Source organism: Streptomyces sp. NPDC012835 (genome assembly GCF_042900885.1).
Classification (GTDB): domain Bacteria; phylum Actinomycetota; class Actinomycetes; order Streptomycetales; family Streptomycetaceae; genus Streptomyces.
Window position 1 is genome coordinate 398,449 of sequence record NZ_JBIBBW010000005.1, and the last position, 25,567, is coordinate 424,015.

Below are 25,567 nucleotides of genomic sequence, written 5' to 3' on the forward strand. Positions count from 1 at the left end.
TGTCACGGAAGGGAGTCTAAAGGCTGGGACGGTGCCCGCGACGGCGGATGAGGCGGAGTTCCCCCTCCGGAGCGGGCACGAGGGGGCGCGCGGCCTGCGGCCGACCGCCCCCTCGCCGCCTGCTTCAGGCCAATGCCCGTACGGATCGTGGGCGTTGTCCCGTGCGCTGCCGGGGCGGGGCTCAGGCGGTGGTGGCCGGAAGTACGGGTTCCAGCGCCCGCCAGCGGGAGATCTCGCAGCCGTTGGCCTTGTTGAAGGACGAGTCGACGGTCCGGCCCTGCCAGGTCCCGGTGATCCGGGCGGTGGCGGGGCCGCCGTACATCATGGTGCACATCGTGTCCTTCGACACGGGCGCGAAGGGGTCCTGCCCGCCGACGGCCAGCTCCCCGCCCAGCTGCCCCAGCCGGTCGCACGCGGCGCGCGCCTGCTGGTGCGTCCCCCCGGCCGGCCGGCAGCTCAGCCGGAACGTGCCGTCGGCACCGTCGACCCCGCTGTCGGCGATGGTGACGGTCAACACATCGACGCCCTTCGCCGCGCCCGTACCCACGCCCGAGCCCGCGCCCGTGCCGCCGGCCGGAGCCACGGTCCAGGCCGGAGCCCCGGTCTCCGTCATGGGCAGCGGTACGGGGAAGCCCCCGGCCCCGGCGAAGGCGGCGGGCGCCCCGGCGCCCAGAACGGCGAGGGAGGCGACGGCGGCGAGGGCGAGACGACGCAGCGGCTTGGCGGGCATCGCAGGCGTGGCGGGCATGACGGGCATGACGACTCCTTGTGCTCCGTGACGGACGGGGCGCGAAGGGCCCCGGGTGGTGTCACCCGTCTAACGCGCGACAAGCCCCGGCGTTGCGCACCGGCTTTGTGCTTTGCCCTCGGGGCCAACCTCCTAGTACCGTGAGCAGCGATTGGTGACACCCCACCCGGTTGTGTCATCATCTGCACGCACCATCCGCGCCCGCGCGGATGTGCTGGAGGCGTCGCCTAGTCCGGTCTATGGCGCCGCACTGCTAATGCGGTTTGGGTCTTAAAGCCCATCGAGGGTTCAAATCCCTCCGCCTCCGCGCACGCACCACCCGAAGCCCCGGCCCACCGGCCGGGGCTTCGGCCGTTCCGGCAGACTTTCGGGCTTTGCGTCGTTTCCGCAGGTCAGACCAGGTGCGGTCAATGGATTTCACCTGACGCCGCAGGTCATGTAATGTTGTTCTCGCAACGCCAACGGGGCACAAAAGCCCGGAAGGCAACACCAGCGGTCCAGGCCGCAGGCGGGCACTCGTAGCTTAACGGATAGAGCATCTGACTACGGATCAGAAGGTTGCAGGTTCGAATCCTGCCGAGTGCACAGCAGGCCAGAGGCCCTCAGGAGAAATCCTGAGGGCCTCTGGCGTATGCCGTGACGGCAGTGATTGACGGCAACCGCTTCGATCGCGCCAGCCCCTCGCGGAGGCGAAGGGTGAATAGATTCCGGCGATCCTGCGATCAAATCGGGGTGAAACATGGCAAAACAGCTCACTCCCTGCCGGCCGAAGCAGTCGAAGGGGCGAGCTGTCCAAAGTTTCTTTACTGGATCAAGGCGGCCCGCTGGCGCGGGCCGCGCGGCGCGGCGGCCCGTGGCCGCCGCCGCTCCCCGTCTCCGCCACCGCTCCGGCGGCCCCCCCGCCGCTCAGCGCGCAGCACCGCCAAGGCTGTCGACCAGGCCAGGAGGGAAAACCCACCTCCCCGAGCACGAGGACCAGGCCGACGCTGACCATGCGTGACCACACCGCCCAACCGGCCACCGTTTCGAGCCGGATGGGCCGCAGAGCCGCATGCGGTGCCGATGCGTCATGCAGCGCTGACAACGCTCCGGCCGGAATGGAACCGAGGACCGTGACGCACTGAAGAAGCGTGGTCGAGGCCGGCGGGTGGTCGCTGGAAACACACGTGACGGGTGCTCGTTCGGCGCACCCGCCGTCGTGGCTGACTTTCGGTGGCTCAGGTCAGAACTCCTCTCCAACTCGACAACGAGGGACCGGGGTTCCAGCAGCACCCGCATACGAGCACGCCAACCGCCCCGGTACCATCGGCACCAGGGTCCTGACCAGGGATTCCGCGACCGGGCCGCCCTGAATGCTGTCCAGGCGGAGGAGTGGTCCGGTCTTCTGCTTGTGGGTCTACGGCTCAGCTCAGGGCCTCACCGACCTCGTAGATCGTGGGCCTGTCCTCGGGCGCCGGACTGAGCATGGCGTCGATCAGTTCGCCCAGCTCGCCATGCACCTTCACAGGCCGGCGCTTGCCGCTCGCGACGGCTTGTCTCTGCTCGGGGCGCGGTGCGTCGTCCGGGTACTCGACGGCCCGCCAGCCCGTGGCGGAAATGAGCAGGGACGCGCCGAGCGCATAGATGTCCGCTTCCTGCGTAGGCTGCGCCTCTCCGGTCGTAAGCACGCTGCGCGCGATCTCCGGCGCCTCGTAGTGGACGAGGCAGCCGCGGAACGGAAAGTCGTACCCCTCGGGGATATGTCCGCCGCGCGCCAAGGCCAGGTCGATGAGGTGCGTGCGATCCGGTCCGATGATGAAGTGTGCGGGCTGCACGTCGCCGTGGGTCCAGCCCTTGCCGTGCAACTCGGCCAGCGCCTCTACGCAGCCGAGGGCCGCGCTGGTATGAGGTTCCGTGCGAGAGTCCGGCTCACGACAGGGCTTCCACAGCTCGTACAGGTCGGGCCCTTCGTACCACGGCTGGAAGTTCCAGGTGCCCAGCTCCCATTCGCCGTACGCGAAGTCATCGAGGCCGAGTCGGTACAGCACGGCCCCTTCACGCGCGGGGGCAAGTGCCGTCCAGGGCTGGGCGGGCCAGTCGGCCGTAGCATCGATCGGGTAACCGACCTTCACGGCGTACTGCCCCCGATGGCTCTCGACCTCCCAGACCATCGAGCCCCGGCGATTAACGACCAGGCGCTGAGCCTTGGGCATCAGTGCGTCGAGCACCACGATCGGCAGTTCAGGGGGTGTCCCGGACAACGTCAGTTCTCCTTCCGGGCTGCGCGGCCGACCCCGCATCGAGGCCGGCCGCGTCGCTGGTGTCGTGTCGCTACGCCTGACCGTACGGACGGCCGCAGTCCGCGTCGCATTGCGCGAGGTTCGTGCCGTCCACGGTCCAGAGGTCGTCGAAGACCATGAACCCGGCAGCCTTCATCGCGTGTGCGGACGCGGCGACCTTCTTCGGGTCACGGGGCCCTCCGCCCGGCATGGGGTTGTGGTGGAGGAAGCGGCCCGCGTACCGGTCGCAGAGCGCGGCGTACTCCTTCGTGTGCAGGATGAGCGCGTGCAGACCGAGGTCCGCGTCATCGGACGGGACCATGGGGACGGTCGCGGTCGCGGCAGTGACCACGAAGGCCACCGCCTGGTCCGCGATCCGCTCGGCCCGTCCGCGGGACTGCCTGTTGTGGACGATCACGAAGTGGGTGAGGCTGTCGAACAGTTCCTCGCCAGCCACCGCGCGACCGGTCTTCTGGTCGTTGGCCGTTGCCGTCATGCGAATACTCCTTGAGTGTCGCTGTGCTCTGGCACTTGCGCCCGCATCGGTCGCCGAGGCACGGCCTATGGCGACCGGGGGATGGAAGGCCGACCCCGAACGGGGAAGGGGGAGCCAGGGAAGGTGGCACCCCGTTCGGGGCGGCCGGTCTACTGGCTGGTACCTAGGGCCATGCCGATCACCAGGCCACACGATCCGCTGATCACGATGATGAACAGGACCCCGGCATACCGCCCGATGGCGCGCATCACAGGCCGTCCCGGCTGTTGCCGTTCTTGATGGCCAGGTGGGCGCTCAATTCTTCCCGCGCGGTCGGCGCCACCACGTTGTCCGGCAGGGCATCCCACTCGACGCCGCCACCGACGGGCCTTATCTGCACCCGGGCGCCGACCTCGCCCATGACGACGCCGATACGTCCAATGGCAGCGTCCTTTGCCAGTTCACCGATGCCTGGTCTGGTCTGCTGGTTGCTCGCCATGCGGACGAGCATCCTGCCGCCCATCGGGACGTCGGAACCTCCGACAAACCCCACTTCGGGACGTCCCGCATCGGGTAGAACGTCCCTGGTGCCGTCCCCAGGTCTTAGGAGAGATTGAAATGCCGAACGAGAGGTTACGAGCTGCCATGGCAGCCGGCGGCTGGACGTATAGCGCCCTCGCGGACAAGGTGGAAGTCGATCCCAAGTCGATCGAACGATGGGTCAACCAGGGGCGAACACCGCGTCGTGGAACCGCCATGCTGGCAGCGGAAACGCTAGGAGAAGACGTGCACGCTCTATGGCCCGCGCTCCGGCAGGCTCGCCCTGCCCGCGCTGTCAGTCCGGAACTGGTGGCTCTGTACGACAAGCGGGCGGACATCCCCGTGTCCACCTTCGTGGACATGCTGACCCAGGCGCGCGAGCACATCGACGTGCTGGTGTACGCCGCCGTCTTCCTGCACGAGGCGTACCCGCGGCTCAACGACTTGTTGCGAGAGCGGGCGGACGACGGGTGTGCGGTCCGTATCGCGATCGGCGACCCGGACAGTACGAATGTCCAACAGCGCGGCGCGGAGGAGAGGTTCGGCCACGGGATCGAGTCCCGTTGTCGACTCGCCCTCATGCACTACCGCCCGCTTGCCGGGGTACCTGGCATCGAGGTGCGCACCCATGCCACCACGCTCTACAACTCGATCTATCGTGCGGATGACCAAGCACTGGTCAATGCCCATGTCTGGGGCGTGAATGCCTACGGTGCTCCCGTGTGGCATCTCCGGCGCAGCGGGAAGGGCGGCATGTTCGACACCTACGCCAGCAGCTTCGACGCGGTGTGGGAAACCGCGACGCCGGTACGAGAAGGGTGACCATGGCGCGAACCGAGTACTACGACGACCCAGCGGCACCGGAGCCGAACAGCCTGGTGGTCGCAGCGTCCGCCGTGGTCACCGACGACGAAGGGCGCATTCTCCTTCAGCGTCGACGGGACAACGATCTCTGGGCGCTGCCAGGTGGCGGCATGGAGATGACCGACTCACTCCCGGGAACGGCCGTCCGCGAGGTGAAGGAAGAAACCGGTCTGGATGTAGAGATCACTGGGCTTGTGGGCACGTACACCGACCCTCGCCACGTCATCGCCTACTCGGATGGCGAGGTGCGCCGGCAGTTCAACGTCTGCTTCACCGCCCGTGTGGTCGGAGGCCGGCTCGCGATCTCGGACGAGTCCACGGAACTGCGGTTCGTCCAGCCGGATGAGATCGAGCAGCTGCCGATGCACCACACACAGCAGCTTCGAATCCGTCACTTCTTGGAGCATCGCGAGCGACCGTATCTCGGTTGACCGTATTCTCCGGCCATTGTCCAACTCATTGGATGGTTTCACCTGCGCTAAGGGCTGTCCCGTCATGCCTGGTGGATCAGCGCGAGGCGTCAGATGCGGTGCATCGCAAGGCGGAGGAGCGTCCGCATACTGGATGTACGCGGATGTTCCGACAACGCGGCGAGGTGCCGTAGCTGTCGTCGCGCGCCCGCCGGGCATTACGGGACAGCCCTTAGGCCCTGGCATCGGTGGTCATAGATCTTGACTGTGACTACTGGGATAACCTGTGCAAGCCGAAGACGGTTCTTGCTACTTCTGCCAATCCTCGACCACGCGCATAAACTCTACGTCCCGCCACGGCTTAATCCACTCCGCCATGTACCTAACGTCGCTTGAGGAAGGGGCGGGGCGAGCCTGCTCCATCACAACCCGGATGCCACCACAGCCTCGCCGTGACCGGCGACGACAACGCTCTCCTCACCTGGGGGCAGAACACCTCGGGCCAGCTCGGCGACGGCACCACCGACAACCGGAACAAGCCCGTTCCGGTGCCGGGAGTGAGCGGCGTCAAGCTGGTGGACGGCGGCCGGGAACACACCATCGCCCTGCTCGGCGACAACACGGTCCGCTCTTGGGGCGACAACGGCTCCGGGCAGCTCGGGGACGGCACCACCGACCACAGCAGCAGCCCGGTGACCACGCTCACCGCGCTGACCGGCGTTGACAAGATCGCCGCCCCGGTGGGCGGCGACTTCAGCATCGCGAACTGACCCGGAACCACACCCGAGCGCATCGGCCCGATGTTGAGGCCCGCCGCAGGAACATCCGCGGCGGGCCTCTCCCCGCTCGGCGAGCCCGACGGCGGTAGGCAACCGACAGGCATCCGGGTAGGCGCTGTCCGTGACGGCATCCCGGTGGCAGGTGCCGGGTCTCACAGAGGGGCACGATCAGCCAGCCCAGAGGGAGCCGAACCGGCCGCCGGCGGTGACCGCCGGCGGGGAGGTGCCGGCCATCCACGGGGAGATGAACGTGGCCGCTGACAGAGTCGGTGTCGTCGGCCCGGCATGGTCGTCGGCTGAACGTTGCGCGGCTCGATCGCGGCTCGACCGCGGCTCGACCGCGGCTCGCCGCGAGCACTCGTCGACGTGGACGTACGGGGCCATGGACGACTCGGACGCGTGCCCGAGCAGATCGGAGACCACCGACCGGTCCGTGTCCTGGCGGACCCCCTCGGTAGCGGCACTGTGGCGGATCATGTGGGGCCGGGCGATCAAGTCCGCCCGCTGGGCGAGCCGGTCGAACAGCCCCTTGGCCCCGGAGTGCGTCATCGGCTGTCCCAGCGGCTCCCGGAAGAGGTTGACCAGGACCTGGTCGATGTAGTCGGCCTGCGGGACCGCCGAGCGCCCATGAAGGTAGTCGGCGTAGCAGATGCCCAGCTCGCGCGATCTGCTCGACCGTCAGCCACTTGATCCCCGAGTCGACGCCCGCGCGCCTCGATATGCGAGAACGGACCGTGCGGTACCGGTCGTTCTCGCCCGGGTCGAAGCCCTTGGGCAGGTACCGGAGGTACCGGAGGTAGCGGAGGTAGCGGGGCTTCGGGGCGGATGGCCTGCCGGGGGGCCTTTCCCGGGGTCAGTCGCGTCGTTCCGTGGCGTGGGGGACCACGACGATCTGGTGTTCGTCCTCGTAGACGATCCGGCCCGGGTCCGGCGAGCGCACCGTGGCGCACTCGATTCCGTGCGCGGCGAGGATCTCCAGGTAGCCGGCCACCCGCTGGATCAGTTCCCCGGCGGACGGCTTGAACCAGGCGACCGCGCCCGGGTTGAGGTCCTGGTCGTAGGCGGTCGGGTCGACCGTGGACGGGTTGGTGTAGTTGGTGTCGTACCAGTCGTTGTGGGTGCGCCAGAAGCGCCACTGCTCGGCGGTGAGGGCGCCCGTGCGCTCCAGGTTGTTGGCCAGCGCGAAGACGCCGGGGAAGTGGCCCCGGGGGCTGCGGACCGTACCTTGGAAGCGGACGTAGGAGGCGTCGCACTCCGTCGCGCTCGGCTCCGTCGCGCTCGGTCGCGGGGCGTGCGGGGGCGGGGTCTCCGGGGCGGTCATGCGGTCATGGTGCCATCGGGTCCCGGGGCGCGTCCGTCCGACCTGGGACGGCCGACACTGGGGACGGCCGACCCGGGGACCGGCGACAACGGGCCGGGCGACGAGAGGGACGGCGGTGCGGCGGTGGGCAGGGTGGGCTGGCGGTGTGACGGGATCCGGTGGGGCGGTGGGGTGCCCGCTCTGGGGTGGTCGCGGGGGGACGAGCGGCGGGAGAGCGCCCTGGGGTACGGGCGTGAGCTGGCGTTTCGCGCGGTGGGGACCCGTGAGTGCGTCGGCGCGCGGGGGAACGTCTGCCCCGTGCACGCGGCCGTTCCCGGCCGCTCCACCGGTGGGCGGTGTGCCGAGTGCGCGCGGCTGGAGCGGGCCCACTCGGTGGCGGCGGACACCGTGGCCGACGATCCGCGTACGTACCGCGTCTACCTCGCCTGGTTCGGGCCCGGGATGGTGAAGGTCGGGATCACCGCCGAGCAGCGCGGGCCGGCGCGGCTGCTGGAGCAGGGGGCGGTGGCGTTCAGCTGGCTGGGGCGCGGGCCGCTGATGGCCGCGCGCCGCACCGAGGAGCTGCTGCGCACGGCGCTGGGCGTGCCCGACCGGGTCCCGTACGCCGCGAAGCGGGCCGTGCGGTCGGCGCTGCCGGAGCCGGGAGCGCGGGCGGCGGAGATCCGGCGGATGCACGAGTCGGCCGTGGCCCTGGAGGGGTGGCCGCCGACGCTGGAGCGGATCGCGTTCGCGCCGGTCGACCACGCCGGGGCGTTCGGCCTCGCCGGGCTGCCGCCCGCCACGGGCGTGATCGGCGAGCTGGCCGACGGCGGGTGCGTCGCGGGCCGGCTGATCGCCGCCGCCGGGCCCGATCTGCATCTCGCCGCCGACTCCGGGGTGGTGGTGCTGGACACCCGGCTGATGAGCGGATGGGAGCTGCGCGGCGGCGGTGGCGTGGACACCCGGGGTGCCGTCACCGTGCCCGTCGTTCCCGTCCGTGACCCTCGTGGCGACGGGGCGCAGGACTCGCTGTTCTGAGGTCCGGCCCCCGTGTCGCGGCGGCCCGTCCCGGTCCGGCCAGGGACTGCCCCTGGTGGACGAGGTCCGGCCCCCGCGCGGCGGGCCCCCGCAGGGCGGTCCCGCGCGGCGGGCCCCCCGCAGGGCGGTCCCGCGCCGCGCGTCCCTCCGCAGGGCGGTCCCGCGCTGCGCGTCCCTCCGCAGGGCGGTCCCGCGCTGCGCGTCCCTCCGCAGGGCGGCCCCCGCGCCGCGCGTCCCTCCGCAGGGCGGTCCCCGTCCCCGCACAGCTCCGCACAGCTCCGCACAGCTCCGCACAGCTCCGCACGGTTTTCTCAGGGAATTCACAGGAAGAGGAAAGCCCCCTCTCAGAGCGCTTGCCCAGGGTGAGCACCATGACCATCACCTCGCCCCGCGGGCGTTCCGAAATGCTCAGGCCGGACGGGAGCCCCGTGCGGGTGCTCGTCGTCGACGACGAGGCGTCGCTCACGGAGTTGCTCTCCATGGCCCTGCGCTACGAGGGCTGGGAGGTGCGCAGCGCCGGGGACGGCGCCGGTGCCACCCGTGCCGCGCGGGAGTTCCGGCCGGACGCCGTGGTGCTGGACGTGATGCTGCCCGACATGGACGGGCTGACGGTGCTCGGCCGGCTGCGGCGCGATCTGCCGCAGGTGCCGGTGCTGTTCCTCACGGCGAAGGACTCGGTCGAGGACCGCATCGCCGGGCTGACGGCGGGCGGCGACGACTACGTCACCAAGCCGTTCAGCCTGGAGGAGGTCGTGGCCCGGCTGCGCGGCCTGATCCGGCGGTCCGGCGCGGCGGACGTACGGAGCGAGTCGCTGCTGGTCGTCGGGGACCTCACGCTCGACGAGGACAGCCACGACGTGACGCGCGCCGGCCAGTCCATCCATCTGACCGCCACCGAGTTCGAGCTGCTGCGCTACCTCATGCGCAACCCGCGCCGCGTGCTCAGCAAGGCGCAGATCCTGGACCGGGTGTGGTCGTACGACTTCGGCGGCCAGGCCAACGTCGTGGAGCTGTACATCTCCTATCTGCGCCGGAAGATCGACGCCGGCCGCCCGCCGATGATCCACACCCGGCGGGGCGCGGGCTATCTGATCAAGCCGGGTGAACAGCCGGGCGACGCCCCGCGATGAGCGGGACCCGAGGCGCGGACACCGGCATCGGCGGGCGCGGCCGGCACTGGTCGCTGCGGACCCGGCTGGTGGTCTCGGCGGTCGTGCTGATCGCCGTGGTGGCCTCGGTGATCGGGGCGGTCACCACGATCGCGTTCCGCTCGAAGCTGTACGACCAGCTCGACACCCAGGTGCACGCCATCGCGAAGCGGACGGCGGGCTCGCCCCTCGGCGAGCCCGCGCCCGGCAGGCCGCCCGGCGGGCCCCAGGACGGCGTCGACCCGCTGAAGATCGTGACGGGCGGCGGCGCACCGGTCGGTACGGTCGGCGGCCAGGTCGGGGCGGACAGCAGGGTCAGCCGCGGGCTGCGCCTCGCGACGGTCGAGAACGCCAGTACGGGCCCCAAGGTCACCGAGAAGGACCTCACGTCGGCCCAGAAGAACGCCCTCGACACCGTCGCCCACGACGGGGACGAGCACACCGTGGCCCTGCCGGGTCTCGGGGACTACCGCGTCGAGTACATCGCCGGGTCCAACGGCGCCTTTCTCGTGGGTATGCCGCTCGCCGATGTCCAGGACAACCTCAACACCCTGGTGATCGTGGAGATCTGTGTCACCGTGGCCGGGCTGATCGCCGCCGGGGTCGCGGGCAGCGCCCTGGTCAGCGTCGCGCTGCGGCCGCTGCGGCGGGTGGCCAACACCGCCACCCGGGTCTCCGAACTCCCCCTGCACAGCGGCGAGGTGGCTCCGCTCGTCCGGGTCCCGGACGCCGAGGCCGACCCCAGGACCGAGGTGGGCCAGGTCGGTGCCGCGCTCAACCGGATGCTCGGGCACGTCGGGTCGGCGCTCGCCGTCCGGCAGGAGAGCGAGACGCGGGTACGGCAGTTCGTCGCCGACGCCAGCCACGAGCTGCGCACACCGCTCGCCTCGATCCGCGGGTACGCCGAACTCACCCGGCGCGGGCGCGAGGAGACCGGCCCCGACACCCGGTACGCGCTCGGGCGCATCGAGGCCGAGGCGGAGCGGATGACGGGCCTCGTCGAGAATCTGTTGCTGCTGGCACGGCTGGACGCCGGGCGCCCGCTCTCGTACGAGAACACCGATCTCTCCCCGCTGGTCGTGGACGCGGTCAGCGACGCGCACGCCGCCGGCCAGGGCCACCACTGGCGCCTCGAACTGCCCGAGCCCGACGAGCCCGAGGCCGTGGTACGGGGTGACGCCCCCCGCCTCCAGCAGGTGCTCGTCAACCTTCTGGCCAACGCCCGTACGCACACCCCGCCCGGCACCACCGTCACGGCCCGCGTCCGCACAAGCGGCGCCGCTGGGGGGACGACGGGCGCCGGACAGGGCTGGTCCCGGCCCGCCCCGCCGGGGGTCGTGCTGGACATCGAGGACGACGGCCCCGGTATTCCGCCCGCGCTCCTTCCCCATGTCTTCGAGCGCTTCGCGCGCGGCGACGCCTCGCGCTCCCGCACGGCCGGCTCCACCGGCCTCGGCCTCGCGATCGTCCAGGCGGTGGTGACGGCCCACGGCGGCACCGTGAGCGTCGAGAGCGTGCCGGGCCGGACGGTCTTCTCCGTACGGCTCCCGGCCGCCCCCGGAGCGGTGCCGTATCCCGCGCCCCGAAGGGTCCCCGCGCCGGGTCCCGCCCCCGCGCCGCCGGCGGCCGCACCCGCCCCCGACGCGCCCGACGCCCCCGACGCGCCCGGCGCCCCGCCCGGTGTCCGGCCCGGCACCCCGCCCGGCGCCCCGAACAGTGCCCCGCCCGGTCACCCTCCCCGCGCCCCGGCCCAGCCGTATCCGCGGCCGTGACACCCGCCCTTCACCGGCCCCCGGTGTCCCCGCGCGACTCACAGACAGGGCACAGGCTCACCACACGGCCGTGACAGCGCGGATCGCGAATCTCGAATCATGCGAACCGACACTTCATGGGGCACCCTCCCGGCCCGGGAGCATCTCCCGGTCGAGGTGACCGATGCCCCCGTGCTTGACGTGACGATCCCCGTCTACAACGAGGAGCAGGACCTCGAACCATGTGTGCGGCGCCTGCACGACCATCTCGCCCGTACCTTCCCCTACAGCTTCCGCATCACGATCGCCGACAACGCGAGCACCGACCGCACCGCCGACGTGGCGGCCCGGCTCGACTCGTCGATCCCCGAGGTGCGTTCGTACCGGCTGGAGGAGAAGGGCCGCGGCAGGGCGCTGCGTACGGTCTGGTCGCATTCCGACTCGCCCGTCCTCGCCTACATGGACGTGGACCTGTCCACCGACCTCAACGCGCTGCTGCCGCTGGTGGCCCCGCTGATCTCGGGCCACTCCGACCTGGCGATCGGCTCCCGGCTGTCCCGTTCGTCGCGGGTGGTGCGCGGTCCGAAGCGCGAGTTCATCTCGCGGGCCTACAACCTCATTCTCAAGTCCTCCCTGTCGGCCCGGTTCAGCGACGCGCAGTGCGGCTTCAAGGCCATACGGGGGGACGTGGCGCAGCGGCTGCTGCCGATGGTCGAGGACACCGGCTGGTTCTTCGACACGGAGATGCTCGTGCTCGCCGAGCGCGCCGGACTGCGCATCCATGAGGTGCCGGTGGACTGGGTGGACGACCCCGACAGCACGGTGCACATCGTGCGGACGGCGACGGAGGACCTCAAGGGCGTCTGGCGGGTGGGGCGCGCTCTGGCGGTGGGCGCCCTGCCGCTGGACCGGTTGTCGAGGCCCTTCGGGGAGGACCCGAGGGACCGCCGGATCAACGGGGTGCCGGGCGGGCTCGCGCGGCAACTGGTGGGCTTCTGTGTCGTGGGCGCCCTGTCCACGCTCTTCTATCTGCTGCTGTACTCCCTCTTCCGCTCGACGGCGGGCCCCCAACTCGCCAACGCCGCGGCCCTGCTCGTCTCCGCCGTCGCCAACACGGCCGCGAACCGGAGGCTCACGTTCGGCGTGCAGGGCCGGGCCGGCGCGGTACGGCACCAGGCGCAGGGCCTGGTCGTCTTCGCCATCGGTCTGGCGCTGACCAGCGGCTCTCTCGCGGCGCTCGACGCGGCGACGAGCACGCCCTCGCACTCCACCGAGCTGGCCGTGCTGATCGCCGCCAACCTCGCCTCGACGGTGCTGCGCTTCCTGCTGCTGCGCGCCTGGGTCTTCCCGGAGCGGCGTACGGACGGATCGGGCGTCGACGCGACGGGCCCGGACGCCGCCGGAGCCGCCCCCGCCGGAGCCGCCGCCGCCGGAGCAGCAGCCGGAGCCGCCCCCGCCGGAGCAGCGGCCGGAGCCGTCCCCACCGACGACACCGCCGTCCTCTACTCAAGGAACGCCCGATGACCATGACCCTTCAGCCCGACGGGGCCCTGTCGGCGGCGGACCGCCATGACCGCCGCGCCGCGGGCCGCGCCGCGCGCTTCTGGCGGGGCCGGCCCGAGGACGCGCGCTGGGTGCGTCCGGCCTTCCTCGGGCTCCTGCTGGCCACCGCGCTGCTCCAGCTCTGGAACCTGAGTGCCTCCGGTTACGCCAACTCCTTCTACTCGGCCGCCGTGCAGGCCGGCGGCGAGAGCTGGAAGGCGTTCTTCTTCGGCTCCTCCGACGCGGCGAACTCCATCACCGTCGACAAGCCCCCGGCCGCGCTCTGGCCGATGGCCCTGTCCGTACGCCTCTTCGGCCTCGGTTCCTGGCAGATCCTGGTGCCCGAGGTGCTGATGGGGCTCGGTACGGTGGCGGTGCTGTACGCGGCCGTGCGCCGCCGCTTCAGCGCCGTCGCCGGGCTGACCGCCGGGCTGGTGCTGGCGCTCACCCCGGTCGCCGCGCTGATGTTCCGCTTCAACAACCCGGACGCGCTGCTCGCGCTGCTGATGACGGTCACCGTCTACTGCGTGCTCCGCGCGCTGGAGGCCGGACGTACCAAGTGGCTGCTGTGGGCGGGCGTCGCGGTCGGTTTCGCGTTCCTGGCGAAGACCCTCCAGGCTTTCCTGATCCTGCCGCCGCTGGCGCTGGTCTACGCGGTGTGCGCGCCGGCCCCGCTGCGCCGCAGGCTGGGCCAACTCGCCCTGTCCGCCGTGGCGATGGTGGTAGCGGGCGGCTGGTGGGTCGCGATCGTGGAGCTGTGGCCCGCGTCCTCGCGCCCGTACATCGGCGGCTCGCAGAACAACTCCTTCCTTGAGCTGACCTTCGGCTACAACGGCCTCGGCCGCATCAACGGCGATGAGACCGGCAGCGTCGGGGGCGGCGGCGGAGGGGGCGGTGGCGGCGGCACCGGCCAGTGGGGCGAGACCGGCATCGGCCGGATGTTCAACTCGGAGATCGGCGGCCAGATCTCCTGGCTGCTGCCCGCCGCGCTGATCCTGCTTGTCGCCGGGCTCGTCATCACCCGGAAGGCCGCGCGCACGGACACGGCACGCTCGGCGTTCCTCGTGTGGGGCAGCGCGCTGCTGATGACGATGGGCGTCTTCAGCTTCATGGCCGGGATCTTCCACCAGTACTACACGGTGGCGCTGGCGCCGTACCTCGCGGCCGTCATCGGCATGGGCGTGGCGGTGCTCTGGGAGGAACGGTCGCACATCCTGGCCTCCGCCGCGCTCGCGGTGACGGTGGCGGGGACCGCTGTCTGGGCGTACGTCCTGCTCGGCCGCACCCCGGACTATCTGCCCTGGCTGCGCTGGGCGGTGCTGATCGGCGGACTGCTCGCCGCGGCGGGGCTGCTGTCGGCGGGGCGTCTCGGGCGCCGGCTCGCGCTGGCCGCGGCGGGGCTGGGGGTCGCGGCTTCGCTGGCGGGACCGTTCGCGTACACGCTCTCCACGGTCAACAGCGCGCACACGGGCTCGATCGTGACGGCGGGTCCCGCCTCCATGGGCGGCCCCGGCGGCGGCGGTGGCCCGGGTGGCGGCGGCGGTGGCGGGATGCGTCCCCCGGGCCGGACGGGCACCGGCAACGGTACGGGTACGGGTACGGGTACGGGCACAGGCGCCGGCACGGGTCAGGGCCAGAGGCAGGGCCCCGGCGGGGGCATGGGCCAGCCCCCGACTGGCGGCGGCAACGGCAACGGCCAGGGCATGGGCCAGCCGCCCCAGCAGAACGGCCAGGGCAACCAGACCGGCCAGGGCAACCAGACCGGTGGTGGGCCCGGCACCGCGCCCGGCGGCCAGGACGGCATGGGCGAGCGCGGCGGCATGGGAGGCGGCGGCATGGGCGGCCTCCTCAACGGCCAGGACGTCAGCTCCGAGGTCGGGACCGCCCTCAAGAAGAACGCCTCCGACTACACCTGGGTCATGGCCGCCATCGGCTCCCAGAACGCGGCCAGCTATCAGCTCGCCACCGAGAAGCCCGTCATGGCGATCGGCGGCTTCAACGGAAGCGACCCGTCACCGACCCTCGCCCAGTTCAAGCAGTACGTCGCCGACGGCAGGATCCACTACTTCCTCGCGAGCAGCGGGGGCGGCCCCGGCGGCGGCTCCGGCAGCAGCTCCACCATCACCACCTGGGTGGAGGCCACCTTCAAGAAGGTCACCGTGGACAGCACGACGCTCTACGACCTGACCCGGAAGGCGTCCACCACGGGCTGAGCACCGCCGGTCGGTCCGACCGGCCACACCACCGGCCGCACCGGCCACACCACCGGCCGCACCGGTCCGACCGGCCCCACCACCGGCCGCACCGGCCCCACCACCGGCCGCGCCGGCCCCACCGACCGGCCGATCCGGAGCAGAGCTATACGACGTAAGAGACTCCTTGTACGGTGTATGACGACGATGTCCCATACACCGTACGAGGAGTCCGCCATGTCGGCGACGGCCGCCGAGAACCCCGCCTCCCCCGCCCGGCACCCTCAGCGCTGGCTCATCCTCGGCGTCATCGTGCTCGCCCAGCTCACCGTGATGCTCGACAACACCGTCCTCAGCGTCGCCATCCCCTCCCTCACCCGCGAACTGCACGCGACGACCGCCGACATCCAGTGGATGATCAACGCGTACTCCCTGGTCCAGTCGGGCCTGCTGCTCACCGCGGGCAACGCCGCCGACCGGTACGGCCGCAAGAAGCTGCTCATCGCCGGTCTCGCCCTCTTCGGGATCGGCTCCCTGGTCGCCGGGTTCGCCCAGTCCAGCGGCCAGTTGATCGCCGCGCGCGCCGGAATGGGCGTCGGCGGGGCGCTGCTGATCACCACCACCCTCGCGGTCGTCGTCCAGATCTTCGACGACACCGAGCGCGTCAAGGCCATCGGTATCTGGTCGACCGTCAACTCACTCGGCTTCGCCGCCGGGCCGCTGATCGGCGGGGCCGTGCTCGACCACTTCTGGTGGGGAGCGATCTTCCTGATCAACATCCCGGTCGCGGTCATGGCGCTGATCGCGGTCGCCACGCTCGTGCCGGAGTCGAAGAGCAAGCAGGGCGAACGCCCCGACCTGCTGGGCGCGTCGCTCTCCACCATCGGGATGACCGCTGTCGTCTACGCGATCATCTCCGGCCCCGAGCACGGCTGGACCTCCGGTCAGGTCCTGCTGCCCGCCTGCGCCGGACTGCTCGTCCTCGGGCTGTTCGTGGGCTGGGAGCTGCGGGTCCCGTACCCCATGCTGGACATGCACTTCTTCCGCGACCAGCGCTTCGTCGGGGCGGTGGCGGGCGTCGTCCTCGTGGCGTTCGGTATGGCCGGTTCGCTCTTCCTGCTGACCCAGCACCTTCAGTTCGTGCTCGGCTACGGGCCGCTGGACGCGGGGCTGCGCACGGCCCCGCTCGCCGTCGCCGTCGTCGTGCTCAACCTGTCGGGCATCGGCCCGCGGCTGATCGGGAAGCTCGGCACGCCGGGCGCCATCGCCGCCGGGATGACGCTGGTGTCCGCCGGGCTCGGCGCGATCGCCGTGCTCGGGGCGCACGGGTACGGCGGGATGCTGATCGGGCTCGTCGTGATGGGGACGGGCATCGCGCTCTCCATGCCCGCCATGGCCAACGCCATCATGAGCGCGATCCCGCCGGAGAAGGCCGGGGTGGGCGCGGGCATCAACGGCACGCTCGCCGAGTTCGGCAACGGGCTCGGCGTCGCCGTCCTGGGCGCCGTGCTCAACTCGCGCTTCGCCGCGCTGATTCCGGCCGCCGTGGGCGCGGCCTCGCTGCCCGCCGCGCTCGCGGCGGCGGAGAGCGACGTGGAGCGGCTGCGGATCTCCGACGCGTTCGCCTCGGGCCTGGAGACGAGCCAGCTGGTCGGCGCCGTGGCCGTCCTGGTGGGCGGACTGCTGGCCGCCCTGCTGCTGCGCAGGGCGGACCGCGCGGGACGGGCGGGCGAGCCGGACTCCCCGTCGGCGGTGCCGGGGGGAGCGGCATAGCATCGGGACCGGCCGGAGCGCCGGATTCCGGTGGACGCTCAATGACACGCGCGGCGGCCGGGGGCGTCGCGCCGGGGCCGGGCGGCTCGCGGAAGCGGCGCCCGGCCGGATGGAACCGAGGAGGCTCACCGATGGCGTCGGAACCCGACAGCGGCCGTGACGGCGTGGACGACGGCACGGGCCGCGACGACCGCGCCGGGGCCCGCACCCAGGGCGGCGGTACCGAGGGCCGAAGCGACGACCGCGCCGGGGCCCGCACCGAGACGCGCGGCGACGGCCGCGCCCCGGACGGCGGTGCCGACCGGCCGGCGGCCCGTACGAGCGTGTGGCTGGACGGGAAGCCCGCCGCGCGCGGCCGCAGGAACGACCGTACGGACCACCCCTCCGGACTCGACCGCGACCGCATCACCTCCGTCTCCGTACGGCTGCTCGACACGGAGGGCCCGGCGAAGTTCTCCATGCGCCGGCTCGCCGCCGAGCTGGGCGTGACGGCCATGTCCCTCTACTGGTACGTCGACACCAAGGACGACCTGCTCGAACTGGCCCTGGACTCCGTCTTCGCGGAGATCCGGGTGCCGGAGCCGGACCAGGACCTCGACTGGCGGGCGCGGCTGCGCGAACTGGCGGCCCAGTACCGCGCGTTGCTGGTGCGCCACCACTGGGTCTCCCCGCTCGTCGGCAAGTACCTGAACATCGGGCCGCGTTCGATGGAGTTCTCGGCGGCCGTCCAGGCGGTCGTCCGGGGCACGGGCCTCTCGCCGCGGGGACAGGCCGGCGCGACCGCCGCGGTCTTCCAGTTCGTGTACGGATTCGGCACGGTCGAGGGCCACTTCGTCCAGCGCTGCGCCGACGCCGGGCTGAGCCAGGAGGCGTACTTCCGGCGGGCCATGGGCGCCATCGGCGAACAGCCCCGGCTGGAAGAGGCGTTCGGGAGCACGGCTGAGGTGGCGGCGTCGCGCGGCGGCGGCACGGTGGAGGAGATGCGCGACCGGGACTTCGTCTTCGCGCTCGAACTCCTGGTGGCGGGCATCGAGGCGATGCGGGACCGGGACTGACTGACCGGGACTGACTGATCGGGACTGACTGATCGGGACTGACTCCTGGGTGTCGGTCCGGCAGCCCGCCCGTCAGTTCTCTCCCAGGACCTTGTCCGTACCGGGAGTTCCACGCGGCGCGGAGAACGGGGCGCAGCGGTCCCTGGAAGCGGCGGCGTCGCGCACTTCGGCGGCGCGGGTCCGGCCCCGGCGGGTGGGGAGCGGGGCCGGTGGGGGTGCGGAGGCGGGTGCGCCCCGGCCGGCGCCGCATTCCCCGTCACGCAGCGCTTACGGCCGTCCTGGTGCCCGGCAGGTGTCGCATTCCACCATGGCGGGCGCCACCGGGCTCGGGAGTGGTTCCGTGTCGGTCGGCTCGGGTGGCAGTTTGGCGGTGAGCCGGGAGCGTACGAGTCCGGCCGGGTGGTGTACGGGGAGAGTGATGGGGGCCCGGTGAACCGGTAGGCGCTGTTCCGCAGGGGCAGACGGTGCCGAACTCAGAACTCGCCGGCCTTTATGCTCGCCACGAAGGAAGTGAACGAGTGGACGGGGAAGCCCAGGACCGGGCCACTCGGGTTCTTGGAGTCCCGGACGGGGACGGTGCCGCGCGAGGCGGCGAGGTTGGCGGCGATCTCCACGCAGTCGCCGCCGTTGCTGCTGTGGGAGGACGTGATCCAGCGGGGGGATTCGGTCGTCACGGGGGGCCCTTTCGGAGCTGCTCGATCATGGCCACGGATGCCGCTTGCGACAGTGCTTCGGCCTGTAGCTGATGGTAGGCCGTCAGTATGGGTACGACGGAAGTGACTTCGCGCTCCAAGTGCCCCCGCGTCTGCGCCTCGGCGTACGCGAGCACGGACCGGTCGGCCATGGTGAGGAGGTTGACCGGCAGGTTGAACGACCTCCGCGCCCCTATCCCGAAGGGGGACACCTGGAGTACCCAGTGGGGGAGAGTGGCGATTTCGACCAGCCGCCGGAGCTGCGCTTCCATTACCTCGGCACCTCCGACCGTCTGACGGAGGCAGCTCTCGTCCATGACCACCAGCACCATGGGCGGCCGAGGTCGCTCCAGCGCGACTTGCCTCCCAGCCAGGAAGGAGACGCGCTCCTCGGCTTGTTCGGGCGTGATGGCTCCGCGCCGCACCTCGCCGTCGGCCACCGTCCGCGCGTACTCGGGTGTCTGCAACAGACCAGGGATGAGGCCCACCTGGAACAGCCGGATTTCCACCGCCCGCCCCTCGTACCCCACATACTCCGGGAACCCCTGCAACAGCACTCCGTGCTCGATCTGCTGCCATTCGCGCTCGAAGGTGTCCGCTGTCCCCTCGAATCCGAAGGCGACGTCAGCGGCGATCGAAAACTTGCGGGTTGGCGGTTTGTGGCACGTCTCGACCCCCGAAATGTGCCGTCCTGAATATCCCATCCGCACGCCCAGGTCGTCCTGTTTCCACCCGCGCGCCTCGCGTGCGCTGCGCAGTCGTGCCCCGTACGCCGCTTCCGGACTCGCGTCGGGGTTCAGCTCCTTACGGTTTACCAATGTTCTCCCCTTTGTTGGAACGTTGAGGTCCTCCCGATTCCAGGTCAGCATAACCACCCCTGGTAGTGCGTCCGCTACGGAGGGGAGTTGCTCTCTGTGTGGCGAAATTGACAGTTGACTTCTTGTGTCCAGAAGTTCGCACCCTGCCAGGGGCCGGGTGAGGAGAACTCGCATCGTCACCAAGAACGCCATATCGGAGATCCAGGAAGACGAGTGAAAGGGCAAGAACATGGCGCCTGCTGCGTTACCCGTCGAACAGACCACCACGGGGTTCTTGTGGTGCGATCTGACACGGAAGTGTCAGCTCGAATGCGCGCACTGCTACAACAAGTCTGGGCCGAAAGGCGCCCACGGCACCATGTCCCGCGAGGACTGGATCGGCGTCCTGGACCAGGCCGCGACCGTCGGTGTCACGGACGTGCAATTCATTGGCGGAGAGCCGACCATGCACCCCGACTTCGCGGAGCTGGTGGACCACGCGCTGACCGTCGGCCTGCGCGTAGAGGTGTACAGCAATCTCGTCCACGTGCCGGTGCGGTGCTGGGGCCTTTTCCAGCGCGCGGGAGTTTCCCTGGCCACGTCGTACTACTCGGACAAGGCATCGGAACACAACGAGGTCACGGGTCGTTCGAGCCACGCCAGGACTCGGGCCAACATCGTCAAAGCGATCGGGCTCGGGGTCCCGATCCGAGTCGGCATCGTCGGAGACAGCGAACAGATCATCGCCGCGACGAGGGCCGACCTCGCGTCGATCGGCGTCAGCCGGATCGGAGTTGACCGCATCCGGGAGTTCGGACGGGCGTGCGGTGGCCAGAAACCGGACGCGTCAAATTTCTGTGGCGGGTGCGGCGACGGCAGGGCTGCGATCGACCCGAGCGGTACCGTCACGCCGTGCGTCTTCTCCACCTGGATGGGGGTCGGCAACGTCCACGACGCTTCGTTGTCCTCTATTCTGAGCGGTCCCGCCCTGGCTGAGGCCGTGGACTCCCTCCGAGAGGTCTGGGGGTGGGGCAAGGACAAGGGCGGTGGCCAGAAACAGCCGTGCAACCCTGACTGCGTCCCGAAGAATCCGTGTGATCCAAGGTGCGAACCGAACGATGCCTGCGGCCCGGGTACGCCGCGCAGCGAATGCAGGCCCAAGAACTGACGTAACCGAGGAGACCCGACGTGGATGACCTGCCCGACGGTCACTTCAGGCATCTGCTCCTGCCGTACACCGGCGAAGTCACCCAGGTTCGGGTTCCGGCCCGGGGATTCGGGTCCGACTTCGCTGCGGTCATCGACAGCGAGAAGGGCCGGTTCTTCGTCAAGGCCATGTTCAACCATCCCGGGGGACGGAGGGACTCCATCCTCCGGGAGCGCGCGATCAACCCATACGTGCGGCCCCTCTCTCCGGCCCTGCTGTGGAGTGTTGACGAGGACGACGCCGGATGGTTCATTCTCGGATTCGAGGTCATCGAGGAGCGTGGTCTTGACTTCGAGCCGGGCTCGCCCGACCTTCCCCTCGCCGTGGATCTCCTCAACCGGGCGGCGGCTCTGGAACTGCCCGACGTCGCGCGGGACTGGACGGAAGACCGGTGGGACGCCTATGTGGGCAGCGAAGAGGAGCTGGTGTTCCTCCGTGGTGATGCTCTCCTGCACACCGACATCAACCCGTCCAACCTGACGGTGGGGAACGCGGGCTCGTGGATCATCGATTGGGGATGGCCCACGCGCGGGCCCGCTTTCATCGACCCGGCCTCTTTCGTCGTGCAATTGATCTCCGCCGGCCACAGCCCCGAGTCCGCCGAGTCCTGGGCCGCCGGATGCACGGCATGGGCGAACGCCGATCCGAAGGCGATCGACGTGTTCGCCGCAGCCGATCTGCGCATGCTCCGCGCCATCGCCGACCGGCGTCCTGATGAGGGGTGGCTGGGGGCCATGGCGGAAGCCGCCCGGGAATGGGCCGACCACCGAGGCATCCGCCGGACGGAGCGGTGAGCACACGGCCCGAGCGACCCGAACGGGGCGCGGTCCTGGTACTCAGCTGAGTACCAGGACCGCGCCCCGCCCGACCCATGAGGCTCTGACCTGGCCGTTCACAGGGGCTACGGGGCCAGGTGCGCCGGGAAGCCACCCGTGGCCAGCGGCCCCCAGCGCTCCGGGGTGACGCGGATGATCGACTTGCCCTGCTTCACCATCGCCGCGCGGTACTCGTCCCAGTCCGGGTGCTCGCCCGCGATGTTCCGGTAGTACTCCACCAGGGGTTCGACCGACTCCGGCGAGTCGATCACCTCGGCCGCGCCGTCGACCTGCACCCACGGCCCGTTCCAGTCGTCCGACAGGACGATCACGCTCACGCGCTCGTCCCGCTTCGCGTTGCGCGTCTTGGCGCGCTCGGGGTACGTGGAGACGACGATCCGGCCCGAGTCGTCCACCCCGCAGGAGAGCGGCGATCCCTGGGGGCGGCCGTCGGCGCGGGTGGTGAGCAGGATGGCGCGGTGCCGGGGGCGTACGAACTCCAGCAGCCCGGCGAGGTCCACGGTCGTGTTTGTCGCGATGTTCGGTGCCATGGGCCGCAGCCTATGACGTGCGGAACGGCCGGTGGGCCACCCTGTGCGGGCGGTTCACCGGCCGTCGTCGTGCCTCCGCGCGTCCTACACGCCCGGCAGGCTCTCCCCCTGCACCGCCTGGATGTCCAGCTCCACCCGCAGCGTCGTCCCGATGGCGGCGATGCCCGCCTGCACCACCTGGTTGTAGTTGATGGCGAAGTCCTCGCGGGGCAGCTCGGCCGTCGCGTGGAAGGCCGCGCGCACGCCGCCCCACGGGTCCGGGCCGGTGCCCAGGTAGCTCAGGTCGAGGTCGATGTCGCGTACGACACCGTGCAGCGACAGCGTGCCGTGCACCCGCCAGCGGTCGGGGCCCGACGGGGTCAGGCCCGTACTGCTGTACCTGATCTCCGGGAACCGCTCCACGTCCAGGAAGTCCGGCGACTTGAGGTGCTTGTCGCGCAGGCCGTTGCCCGTGTCGATGGTCGCCGCGCTGATGACGGCGTCGACCCGGCCCTGCGCGCTGTCCGCGCCCGCCTCGCCGATCTCGATCCGGCCGCTGAAGTCGGTGAACCGCCCGCGCACGCTGGAGATTCCCAGGTGCTGGGCCACCGCGCCCACCGTCGAGTGCGCGGGGTCGATGGTCCACACCCCCGGAGGTGGCAGCTCCACGCCGCCCTGTCTGGTCAGCGTCACCTTGCCCAGGTCGGCGCGGCCGGTTCTGGTCACCATCGCGGTGGAGGCGACGGGCGCGTACCCGACGGCCGTCACCACGACCGTGTACGGGCCCGGCACGAGCGGCGAGTCGTCCTGTACGGCGCCCGCCTCGTCGGTGCCCGTACGCAGTATCTGCTGTCCCGCCATGTCGGTCATGGTCACGATCGCGTGCTGAACCGCCCAGCCGTCCCGGGTCCGTACCTGTCCGCGAAGTCCCATCCCACTCATCTCCTCGATCTCACCCAAGAATCAGGTCCCGCCAAGAGTCCGGGCCCCGGCCCGGGGGACGCGCACACAGCCGGTGTGCGCATCCCCGTCGCCGGAGCCCGGTTCGCACGGACGGAACTACTCGCCGGGGTGCGCGAGTTCGATGTCGTGGCCGTCGACTCCCCGGCCCGCGACCGTCAGCGCACCGGCCACCGGAGGGTATCCGGTGGCGATCACCGTGTACTCGCCGGAGTCCAGGTCGGTGAAGGCGTAAGCCCCGTCCTCCCCGGTCGTCGCGGTGGCGACGACGTTGCCCGCCGCGTCGACGAGGGTCACCCGGGCGTCCGACGCGGGACGCCGGTCGGCACCCGCCCTGACCGTGCCCTGGACCAGCGCACCGGCCCGGAGGGGAACCTCGATACGGGTGGCGCCCTGGCCGCCGATCTCCACCGGCAGGGCCAGCGGACGGAAGCCGGCGGCGTTCACCGCGACGGTCACCGAGCCGGGGACCAGCTCGCCGAAGGCGAACTCGCCCTGCGCGGAGGACCTGCCGGTGGCCAGCACATCGCCCCGTACATCGGTCACGATCACCATCGCGTCCTCGACGGGCAGCCCGCCCTCGGCCGCGTGCACGGCCCCGGTGAGGCCGCTCGTACCGGAGAGCCGGATGTCGTACGGGAGCGGTTCGTCGCCGACGATCACCGTGGACGCCTGCGGCTGGAAGCCGTCGGCGGAGGCGATCAGGACGTACGAACCGGCGCCGGGGGCGTCCAGCGCGTAGCCGCCGTCGGGCCGGGCGACCGCGCGGGCCAGCTGGCGGCCCGCCAGCGAGATCAGGGTGACGGCCGCGCGGGGCACCGGAACGCCCTCGGCGCCGAGCACCGTGCCGTGTACGGAGGTGCCGGAGGCGCCCGCCGAGCCGGCCGTGTCGTGCGTGGCCGCTGTCATGAGTTCCACCGTCCCGGTCTGTGTCCCCCCGGTCTGATCGATCCCGCTCTGCGCGAACCCGGTCCGGGCGGCTCCGGCGTACCGGTCCGAGTCGTGGGGACCCGAGCCGTACGGAGCCGGGTCCTGCGGCGCGTGCGCCTGGGCCGGTATCGGTGCCTGCGCGGCCTCCGCCGGAGCGGTCACCGCCGCGGCGGCCGTCTCCACGGCCTCCGGCGACTCACCGGCGGACCGCGAGCGCAGCGCGACCTCCTTGATGAACAGCGTCAGCAGGAAGGCGATGAACGCGGCCGGGGCCGAGTAGAGGAAGACGTCGCCGACACCGTGCCCGTACGCCCCCTCCACGATCTGCCGCATCGGGGCGGGCAGCGCCGCCAGGTCGGGGATGCCGCCGCCGCCGGTGCCCGCGTGGTTCGGGACCTGCTCCTCGACGTAGTGCGTGACCCGGTTGCCGAGCACCGCGCCCAGCGCCGAGACGCCCACCGCACCACCCAGGGAGCGGAAGAAGGTGACGACGGAGCTGGCGGAGCCGAGGTCCGCCGGGGCGACCTGGTTCTGCGTGGCCAGGACCAGGTTCTGCATCATCATGCCCACGCCGAGACCCAGCAGCGCCATGAAGACCGCGACGTGCCAGTAGGGCGTGTCGTACCGGATGGAGCCCAGCAGCCCGAGCCCCGCCGTCAGCAGCGCGCCACCGCTGACCAGCCAGACCTTCCACCGGCCGGTCTTGGTGATGATCATGCCGGAGACGGTGGACGAGATGAACAGGCCGCCGATCATCGGGATGGTCATGACGCCGGACATCGTGGGCGACTTGCCGCGGGCCAGCTGGAAGTACTGGCTGAAGAAGACGGTGCCCGCGAACATCGCGATACCGACGAAGAGCGAGGCCAGCGAGGCCAGGGTGATCGTGCGGTTGCGGAAGAGGCGCAGCGGGATGATCGGCTCGCTGGCCTTGCTCTCGATGAGGACGAAGAGCGCGCCGAGGACGATCGAGCCGCCGACCATGACGCCCGACTGCCACGAGACCCAGTCGTACTTGTCGCCCGCGAAGGTGACCCACAGGAGCAGCAGCGAGACGGCGGCGCTGATGAAGAAGGCGCCGCCCCAGTCGACCTTGACCTCGCGCTTGACGACCGGCAGCTTCAGGGTCTTCTGGAGGACGATCAGCGCGATGATCGCGAAGGGCACGCCGACGTAGAAGCACCAGCGCCAGCCCAGCCACGAGGTGTCGGTGATGACACCGCCGAGCAGCGGGCCGCCGACGGTGGCGACGGCGAAGGTCGCGCCGAGGTAGCCGCTGTACCGGCCGCGCTCGCGCGGGGAGATCATGGCGGCCATGACGATCTGGGCGAGGGCGGAGAGCCCGCCGACGCCGATGCCCTGGACGACACGGCAGGCGATCAGCATCCCGGCGTTCTGGGAGAGACCGGCCACCACGGAGCCGAGGACGTAGATGGTCAGGGCTATCTGGACCAGGAGCTTCTTGCTGAAGAGGTCGGAGAGCTTGCCCCAGAGCGGGGTGGTCGCCGTCATCGACAGCAGCGCCGCGGTGACCACCCAGGTGTAGGCGCTCTGCCCGCCGCCGAGGTCGGAGATGATGTGGGGGAGGGCGTTGGAGACGATCGTCGAGGAGAGGATCGCGACGAACATGCCCAGGAGGAGCCCGGACAGGGCCTCCATGATCTGACGGTGTGTCATCGGCGCGCCGGCCTCGGAGGCGGGATCGCCGCCGTGCTTGGCGTGGCCGCCCCGCACACCCGTTGGTGTGGTCGTAGCCATTGAAT

Annotated in this window: 23 protein-coding genes and 2 tRNA genes; 14 read left to right on the plus strand and 11 right to left on the minus strand. The window is 71.0% G+C overall.

Annotated elements, in window-relative coordinates; genetic code table 11:
* Nucleotides 1-181: 181 nt before the first annotated feature.
* Nucleotides 182-757 carry an SSI family serine proteinase inhibitor gene (locus tag ACFY6S_RS23250; protein ID WP_388824684.1) on the minus strand — a complete coding sequence of 192 codons (576 nt, stop codon included), beginning with the start codon at nt 755-757 and terminating at the stop codon, nt 182-184.
* A 207-nt stretch (nt 758-964) separates the two neighbouring features.
* On the opposite strand from ACFY6S_RS23250, the gene ACFY6S_RS23255 reads away from it, so the two are divergent.
* Nucleotides 965-1,055, plus strand: a tRNA-Ser gene (locus ACFY6S_RS23255).
* Between the two features lie 205 nt (nt 1,056-1,260).
* Nucleotides 1,261-1,333: transfer RNA gene (locus ACFY6S_RS23260), tRNA-Arg, on the plus strand.
* Between the two features lie 818 nt (nt 1,334-2,151).
* Here the strand turns inward: ACFY6S_RS23260 and ACFY6S_RS23265 are convergent.
* From ACFY6S_RS23265 to ACFY6S_RS23275, 3 genes are all read right to left on the minus strand, one after another.
* The gene (locus ACFY6S_RS23265; RefSeq protein WP_388824687.1) at nt 2,152-2,988 is read right to left on the minus strand and encodes a protein kinase; all 837 of its coding nucleotides are present in this window, start codon (nt 2,986-2,988) and stop codon (nt 2,152-2,154) included.
* Between the two features lie 70 nt (nt 2,989-3,058).
* On the minus strand, nt 3,059-3,502 hold the full coding sequence (locus tag ACFY6S_RS23270; protein ID WP_388824690.1) for a hypothetical protein: 444 nt from the start codon (nt 3,500-3,502) through the stop codon (nt 3,059-3,061).
* 247 nt (nt 3,503-3,749) lie between these two features.
* Nucleotides 3,750-3,992, minus strand: a complete 243-nt coding sequence (locus ACFY6S_RS23275; RefSeq protein ID WP_388824879.1) for a hypothetical protein — start codon at nt 3,990-3,992, stop codon at nt 3,750-3,752.
* 107 nt (nt 3,993-4,099) lie between these two features.
* On the opposite strand from ACFY6S_RS23275, the gene ACFY6S_RS23280 reads away from it, so the two are divergent.
* The 3 genes from ACFY6S_RS23280 to ACFY6S_RS23290 all read left to right on the plus strand — a co-directional run bounded on the left by ACFY6S_RS23280 (nt 4,100) and on the right by ACFY6S_RS23290 (nt 6,065).
* Nucleotides 4,100-4,843, plus strand: a complete 744-nt coding sequence (locus tag ACFY6S_RS23280; protein WP_388824693.1) for a helix-turn-helix domain-containing protein — start codon at nt 4,100-4,102, stop codon at nt 4,841-4,843.
* A gap of 2 nt (nt 4,844-4,845) precedes the next feature.
* Entirely contained in the window at nt 4,846-5,316 is a 471-nt protein-coding gene (locus ACFY6S_RS23285; RefSeq protein WP_388824696.1) for an NUDIX domain-containing protein, read from the plus strand.
* A gap of 431 nt (nt 5,317-5,747) precedes the next feature.
* Nucleotides 5,748-6,065 carry an RCC1 domain-containing protein gene (locus ACFY6S_RS23290; protein ID WP_388824699.1) on the plus strand — a complete coding sequence of 106 codons (318 nt, stop codon included), beginning with the start codon at nt 5,748-5,750 and terminating at the stop codon, nt 6,063-6,065.
* A 177-nt stretch (nt 6,066-6,242) separates the two neighbouring features.
* Here ACFY6S_RS23290 and ACFY6S_RS23295 read toward each other — a convergent pair whose 3' ends face one another.
* Nucleotides 6,243-6,731: a tyrosine-type recombinase/integrase gene (locus ACFY6S_RS23295; protein ID WP_388824882.1), complete on the minus strand. Its 489-nt coding sequence runs from the start codon at nt 6,729-6,731 to the stop codon at nt 6,243-6,245.
* A gap of 196 nt (nt 6,732-6,927) precedes the next feature.
* A complete protein-coding gene (locus ACFY6S_RS23300) occupies nt 6,928-7,395 on the minus strand; it encodes a hypothetical protein (RefSeq protein ID WP_388824702.1) in 468 nt (155 codons plus the stop codon).
* Nucleotides 7,396-7,518: 123 nt separating this feature from the next.
* Here ACFY6S_RS23300 and ACFY6S_RS23305 point away from each other — a divergent pair, with 123 nt between their 5' ends.
* The 7 genes from ACFY6S_RS23305 (at nt 7,519) to ACFY6S_RS23335 (ending at nt 17,873) form a co-directional block, all read left to right on the plus strand.
* Nucleotides 7,519-8,412: a DUF2797 domain-containing protein gene (locus ACFY6S_RS23305; RefSeq protein WP_388824885.1), complete on the plus strand. Its 894-nt coding sequence runs from the start codon at nt 7,519-7,521 to the stop codon at nt 8,410-8,412.
* A 371-nt stretch (nt 8,413-8,783) separates the two neighbouring features.
* Nucleotides 8,784-9,542 carry a response regulator transcription factor gene (locus tag ACFY6S_RS23310; RefSeq protein WP_388824705.1) on the plus strand — a complete coding sequence of 253 codons (759 nt, stop codon included), beginning with the start codon at nt 8,784-8,786 and terminating at the stop codon, nt 9,540-9,542.
* Nucleotides 9,539-11,332: an ATP-binding protein gene (locus tag ACFY6S_RS23315; RefSeq protein ID WP_388824708.1), complete on the plus strand. Its 1,794-nt coding sequence runs from the start codon at nt 9,539-9,541 to the stop codon at nt 11,330-11,332. Before ACFY6S_RS23310 ends, ACFY6S_RS23315 begins: the two co-directional genes overlap by 4 nt.
* Nucleotides 11,333-11,431: 99 nt before the next feature.
* Nucleotides 11,432-12,835, plus strand: coding sequence for a glycosyltransferase (locus ACFY6S_RS23320; RefSeq protein WP_388824711.1), 1,404 nt, complete (start codon nt 11,432-11,434; stop codon nt 12,833-12,835).
* A 2-nt stretch (nt 12,836-12,837) separates the two neighbouring features.
* Complete coding sequence (locus ACFY6S_RS23325; protein WP_388824888.1) at nt 12,838-15,066, plus strand: ArnT family glycosyltransferase; 2,229 nt, start codon at nt 12,838-12,840, stop codon at nt 15,064-15,066.
* Between the two features lie 216 nt (nt 15,067-15,282).
* Complete coding sequence (locus ACFY6S_RS23330) at nt 15,283-16,818, plus strand: MFS transporter (protein WP_388824891.1); 1,536 nt, start codon at nt 15,283-15,285, stop codon at nt 16,816-16,818.
* Between the two features lie 131 nt (nt 16,819-16,949).
* A complete protein-coding gene (locus tag ACFY6S_RS23335) occupies nt 16,950-17,873 on the plus strand; it encodes a TetR/AcrR family transcriptional regulator (protein WP_388824713.1) in 924 nt (307 codons plus the stop codon).
* A gap of 473 nt (nt 17,874-18,346) precedes the next feature.
* Here the strand turns inward: ACFY6S_RS23335 and ACFY6S_RS23340 are convergent, their stop codons facing one another.
* The gene (locus ACFY6S_RS23340) at nt 18,347-18,547 is read right to left on the minus strand and encodes a DUF397 domain-containing protein (protein WP_388824716.1); all 201 of its coding nucleotides are present in this window, start codon (nt 18,545-18,547) and stop codon (nt 18,347-18,349) included.
* Nucleotides 18,544-19,434 carry a Scr1 family TA system antitoxin-like transcriptional regulator gene (locus tag ACFY6S_RS23345; protein ID WP_388824719.1) on the minus strand — a complete coding sequence of 297 codons (891 nt, stop codon included), beginning with the start codon at nt 19,432-19,434 and terminating at the stop codon, nt 18,544-18,546. The genes ACFY6S_RS23340 and ACFY6S_RS23345 overlap by 4 nt, the downstream gene beginning before the upstream one ends.
* Before the next feature lie 178 nt (nt 19,435-19,612).
* Between ACFY6S_RS23345 and ACFY6S_RS23350 the strand changes: the two genes are divergently transcribed.
* Together ACFY6S_RS23350 and ACFY6S_RS23355 are read left to right on the plus strand one after the other, a co-directional pair.
* Nucleotides 19,613-20,530 carry a radical SAM protein gene (locus ACFY6S_RS23350; protein WP_388824722.1) on the plus strand — a complete coding sequence of 306 codons (918 nt, stop codon included), beginning with the start codon at nt 19,613-19,615 and terminating at the stop codon, nt 20,528-20,530.
* Nucleotides 20,531-20,550: 20 nt separating this feature from the next.
* Nucleotides 20,551-21,363, plus strand: a complete 813-nt coding sequence (locus ACFY6S_RS23355; RefSeq protein WP_388824725.1) for a protein kinase — start codon at nt 20,551-20,553, stop codon at nt 21,361-21,363.
* A gap of 107 nt (nt 21,364-21,470) precedes the next feature.
* Here ACFY6S_RS23355 and ACFY6S_RS23360 read toward each other — a convergent pair whose 3' ends face one another.
* The 3 genes from ACFY6S_RS23360 to ACFY6S_RS23370 all read right to left on the minus strand — a co-directional run bounded on the left by ACFY6S_RS23360 (nt 21,471) and on the right by ACFY6S_RS23370 (nt 25,562).
* Nucleotides 21,471-21,935 carry a PPOX class F420-dependent oxidoreductase gene (locus tag ACFY6S_RS23360; protein ID WP_388824728.1) on the minus strand — a complete coding sequence of 155 codons (465 nt, stop codon included), beginning with the start codon at nt 21,933-21,935 and terminating at the stop codon, nt 21,471-21,473.
* Between the two features lie 84 nt (nt 21,936-22,019).
* Complete coding sequence (locus ACFY6S_RS23365; RefSeq protein WP_388824731.1) at nt 22,020-22,847, minus strand: YceI family protein; 828 nt, start codon at nt 22,845-22,847, stop codon at nt 22,020-22,022.
* 126 nt (nt 22,848-22,973) lie between these two features.
* Complete coding sequence (locus ACFY6S_RS23370; protein ID WP_388824734.1) at nt 22,974-25,562, minus strand: MFS transporter; 2,589 nt, start codon at nt 25,560-25,562, stop codon at nt 22,974-22,976.
* Between the last annotated feature and the right edge of the window lie 5 nt (nt 25,563-25,567).

Coding starts and splice junctions, on each gene's coding strand:
- ACFY6S_RS23365 (WP_388824731.1), bottom strand. CDS start 22,847: ATGGGACTTCGCGGACAGGTACGGACCCGGGACGGCTGGGCGGTTCAG.
- ACFY6S_RS23285 (WP_388824696.1), top strand. CDS start 4,846: ATGGCGCGAACCGAGTACTACGACGACCCAGCGGCACCGGAGCCGAAC.
- ACFY6S_RS23280 (WP_388824693.1), top strand. CDS start 4,100: ATGCCGAACGAGAGGTTACGAGCTGCCATGGCAGCCGGCGGCTGGACG.
- ACFY6S_RS23335 (WP_388824713.1), top strand. CDS start 16,950: ATGGCGTCGGAACCCGACAGCGGCCGTGACGGCGTGGACGACGGCACG.
- ACFY6S_RS23345 (WP_388824719.1), bottom strand. CDS start 19,434: ATGCTGACCTGGAATCGGGAGGACCTCAACGTTCCAACAAAGGGGAGA.
- ACFY6S_RS23250 (WP_388824684.1), bottom strand. CDS start 757: ATGCCCGTCATGCCCGCCACGCCTGCGATGCCCGCCAAGCCGCTGCGT.
- ACFY6S_RS23270 (WP_388824690.1), bottom strand. CDS start 3,502: ATGACGGCAACGGCCAACGACCAGAAGACCGGTCGCGCGGTGGCTGGC.
- ACFY6S_RS23360 (WP_388824728.1), bottom strand. CDS start 21,935: ATGGCACCGAACATCGCGACAAACACGACCGTGGACCTCGCCGGGCTG.
- ACFY6S_RS23320 (WP_388824711.1), top strand. CDS start 11,432: ATGCGAACCGACACTTCATGGGGCACCCTCCCGGCCCGGGAGCATCTC.
- ACFY6S_RS23275 (WP_388824879.1), bottom strand. CDS start 3,992: ATGCTCGTCCGCATGGCGAGCAACCAGCAGACCAGACCAGGCATCGGT.
- ACFY6S_RS23350 (WP_388824722.1), top strand. CDS start 19,613: ATGGCGCCTGCTGCGTTACCCGTCGAACAGACCACCACGGGGTTCTTG.
- ACFY6S_RS23310 (WP_388824705.1), top strand. CDS start 8,784: ATGACCATCACCTCGCCCCGCGGGCGTTCCGAAATGCTCAGGCCGGAC.
- ACFY6S_RS23300 (WP_388824702.1), bottom strand. CDS start 7,395: ATGACCGCCCCGGAGACCCCGCCCCCGCACGCCCCGCGACCGAGCGCG.
- ACFY6S_RS23325 (WP_388824888.1), top strand. CDS start 12,838: ATGACCCTTCAGCCCGACGGGGCCCTGTCGGCGGCGGACCGCCATGAC.
- ACFY6S_RS23370 (WP_388824734.1), bottom strand. CDS start 25,562: ATGGCTACGACCACACCAACGGGTGTGCGGGGCGGCCACGCCAAGCAC.
- ACFY6S_RS23315 (WP_388824708.1), top strand. CDS start 9,539: ATGAGCGGGACCCGAGGCGCGGACACCGGCATCGGCGGGCGCGGCCGG.
- ACFY6S_RS23330 (WP_388824891.1), top strand. CDS start 15,283: ATGTCGGCGACGGCCGCCGAGAACCCCGCCTCCCCCGCCCGGCACCCT.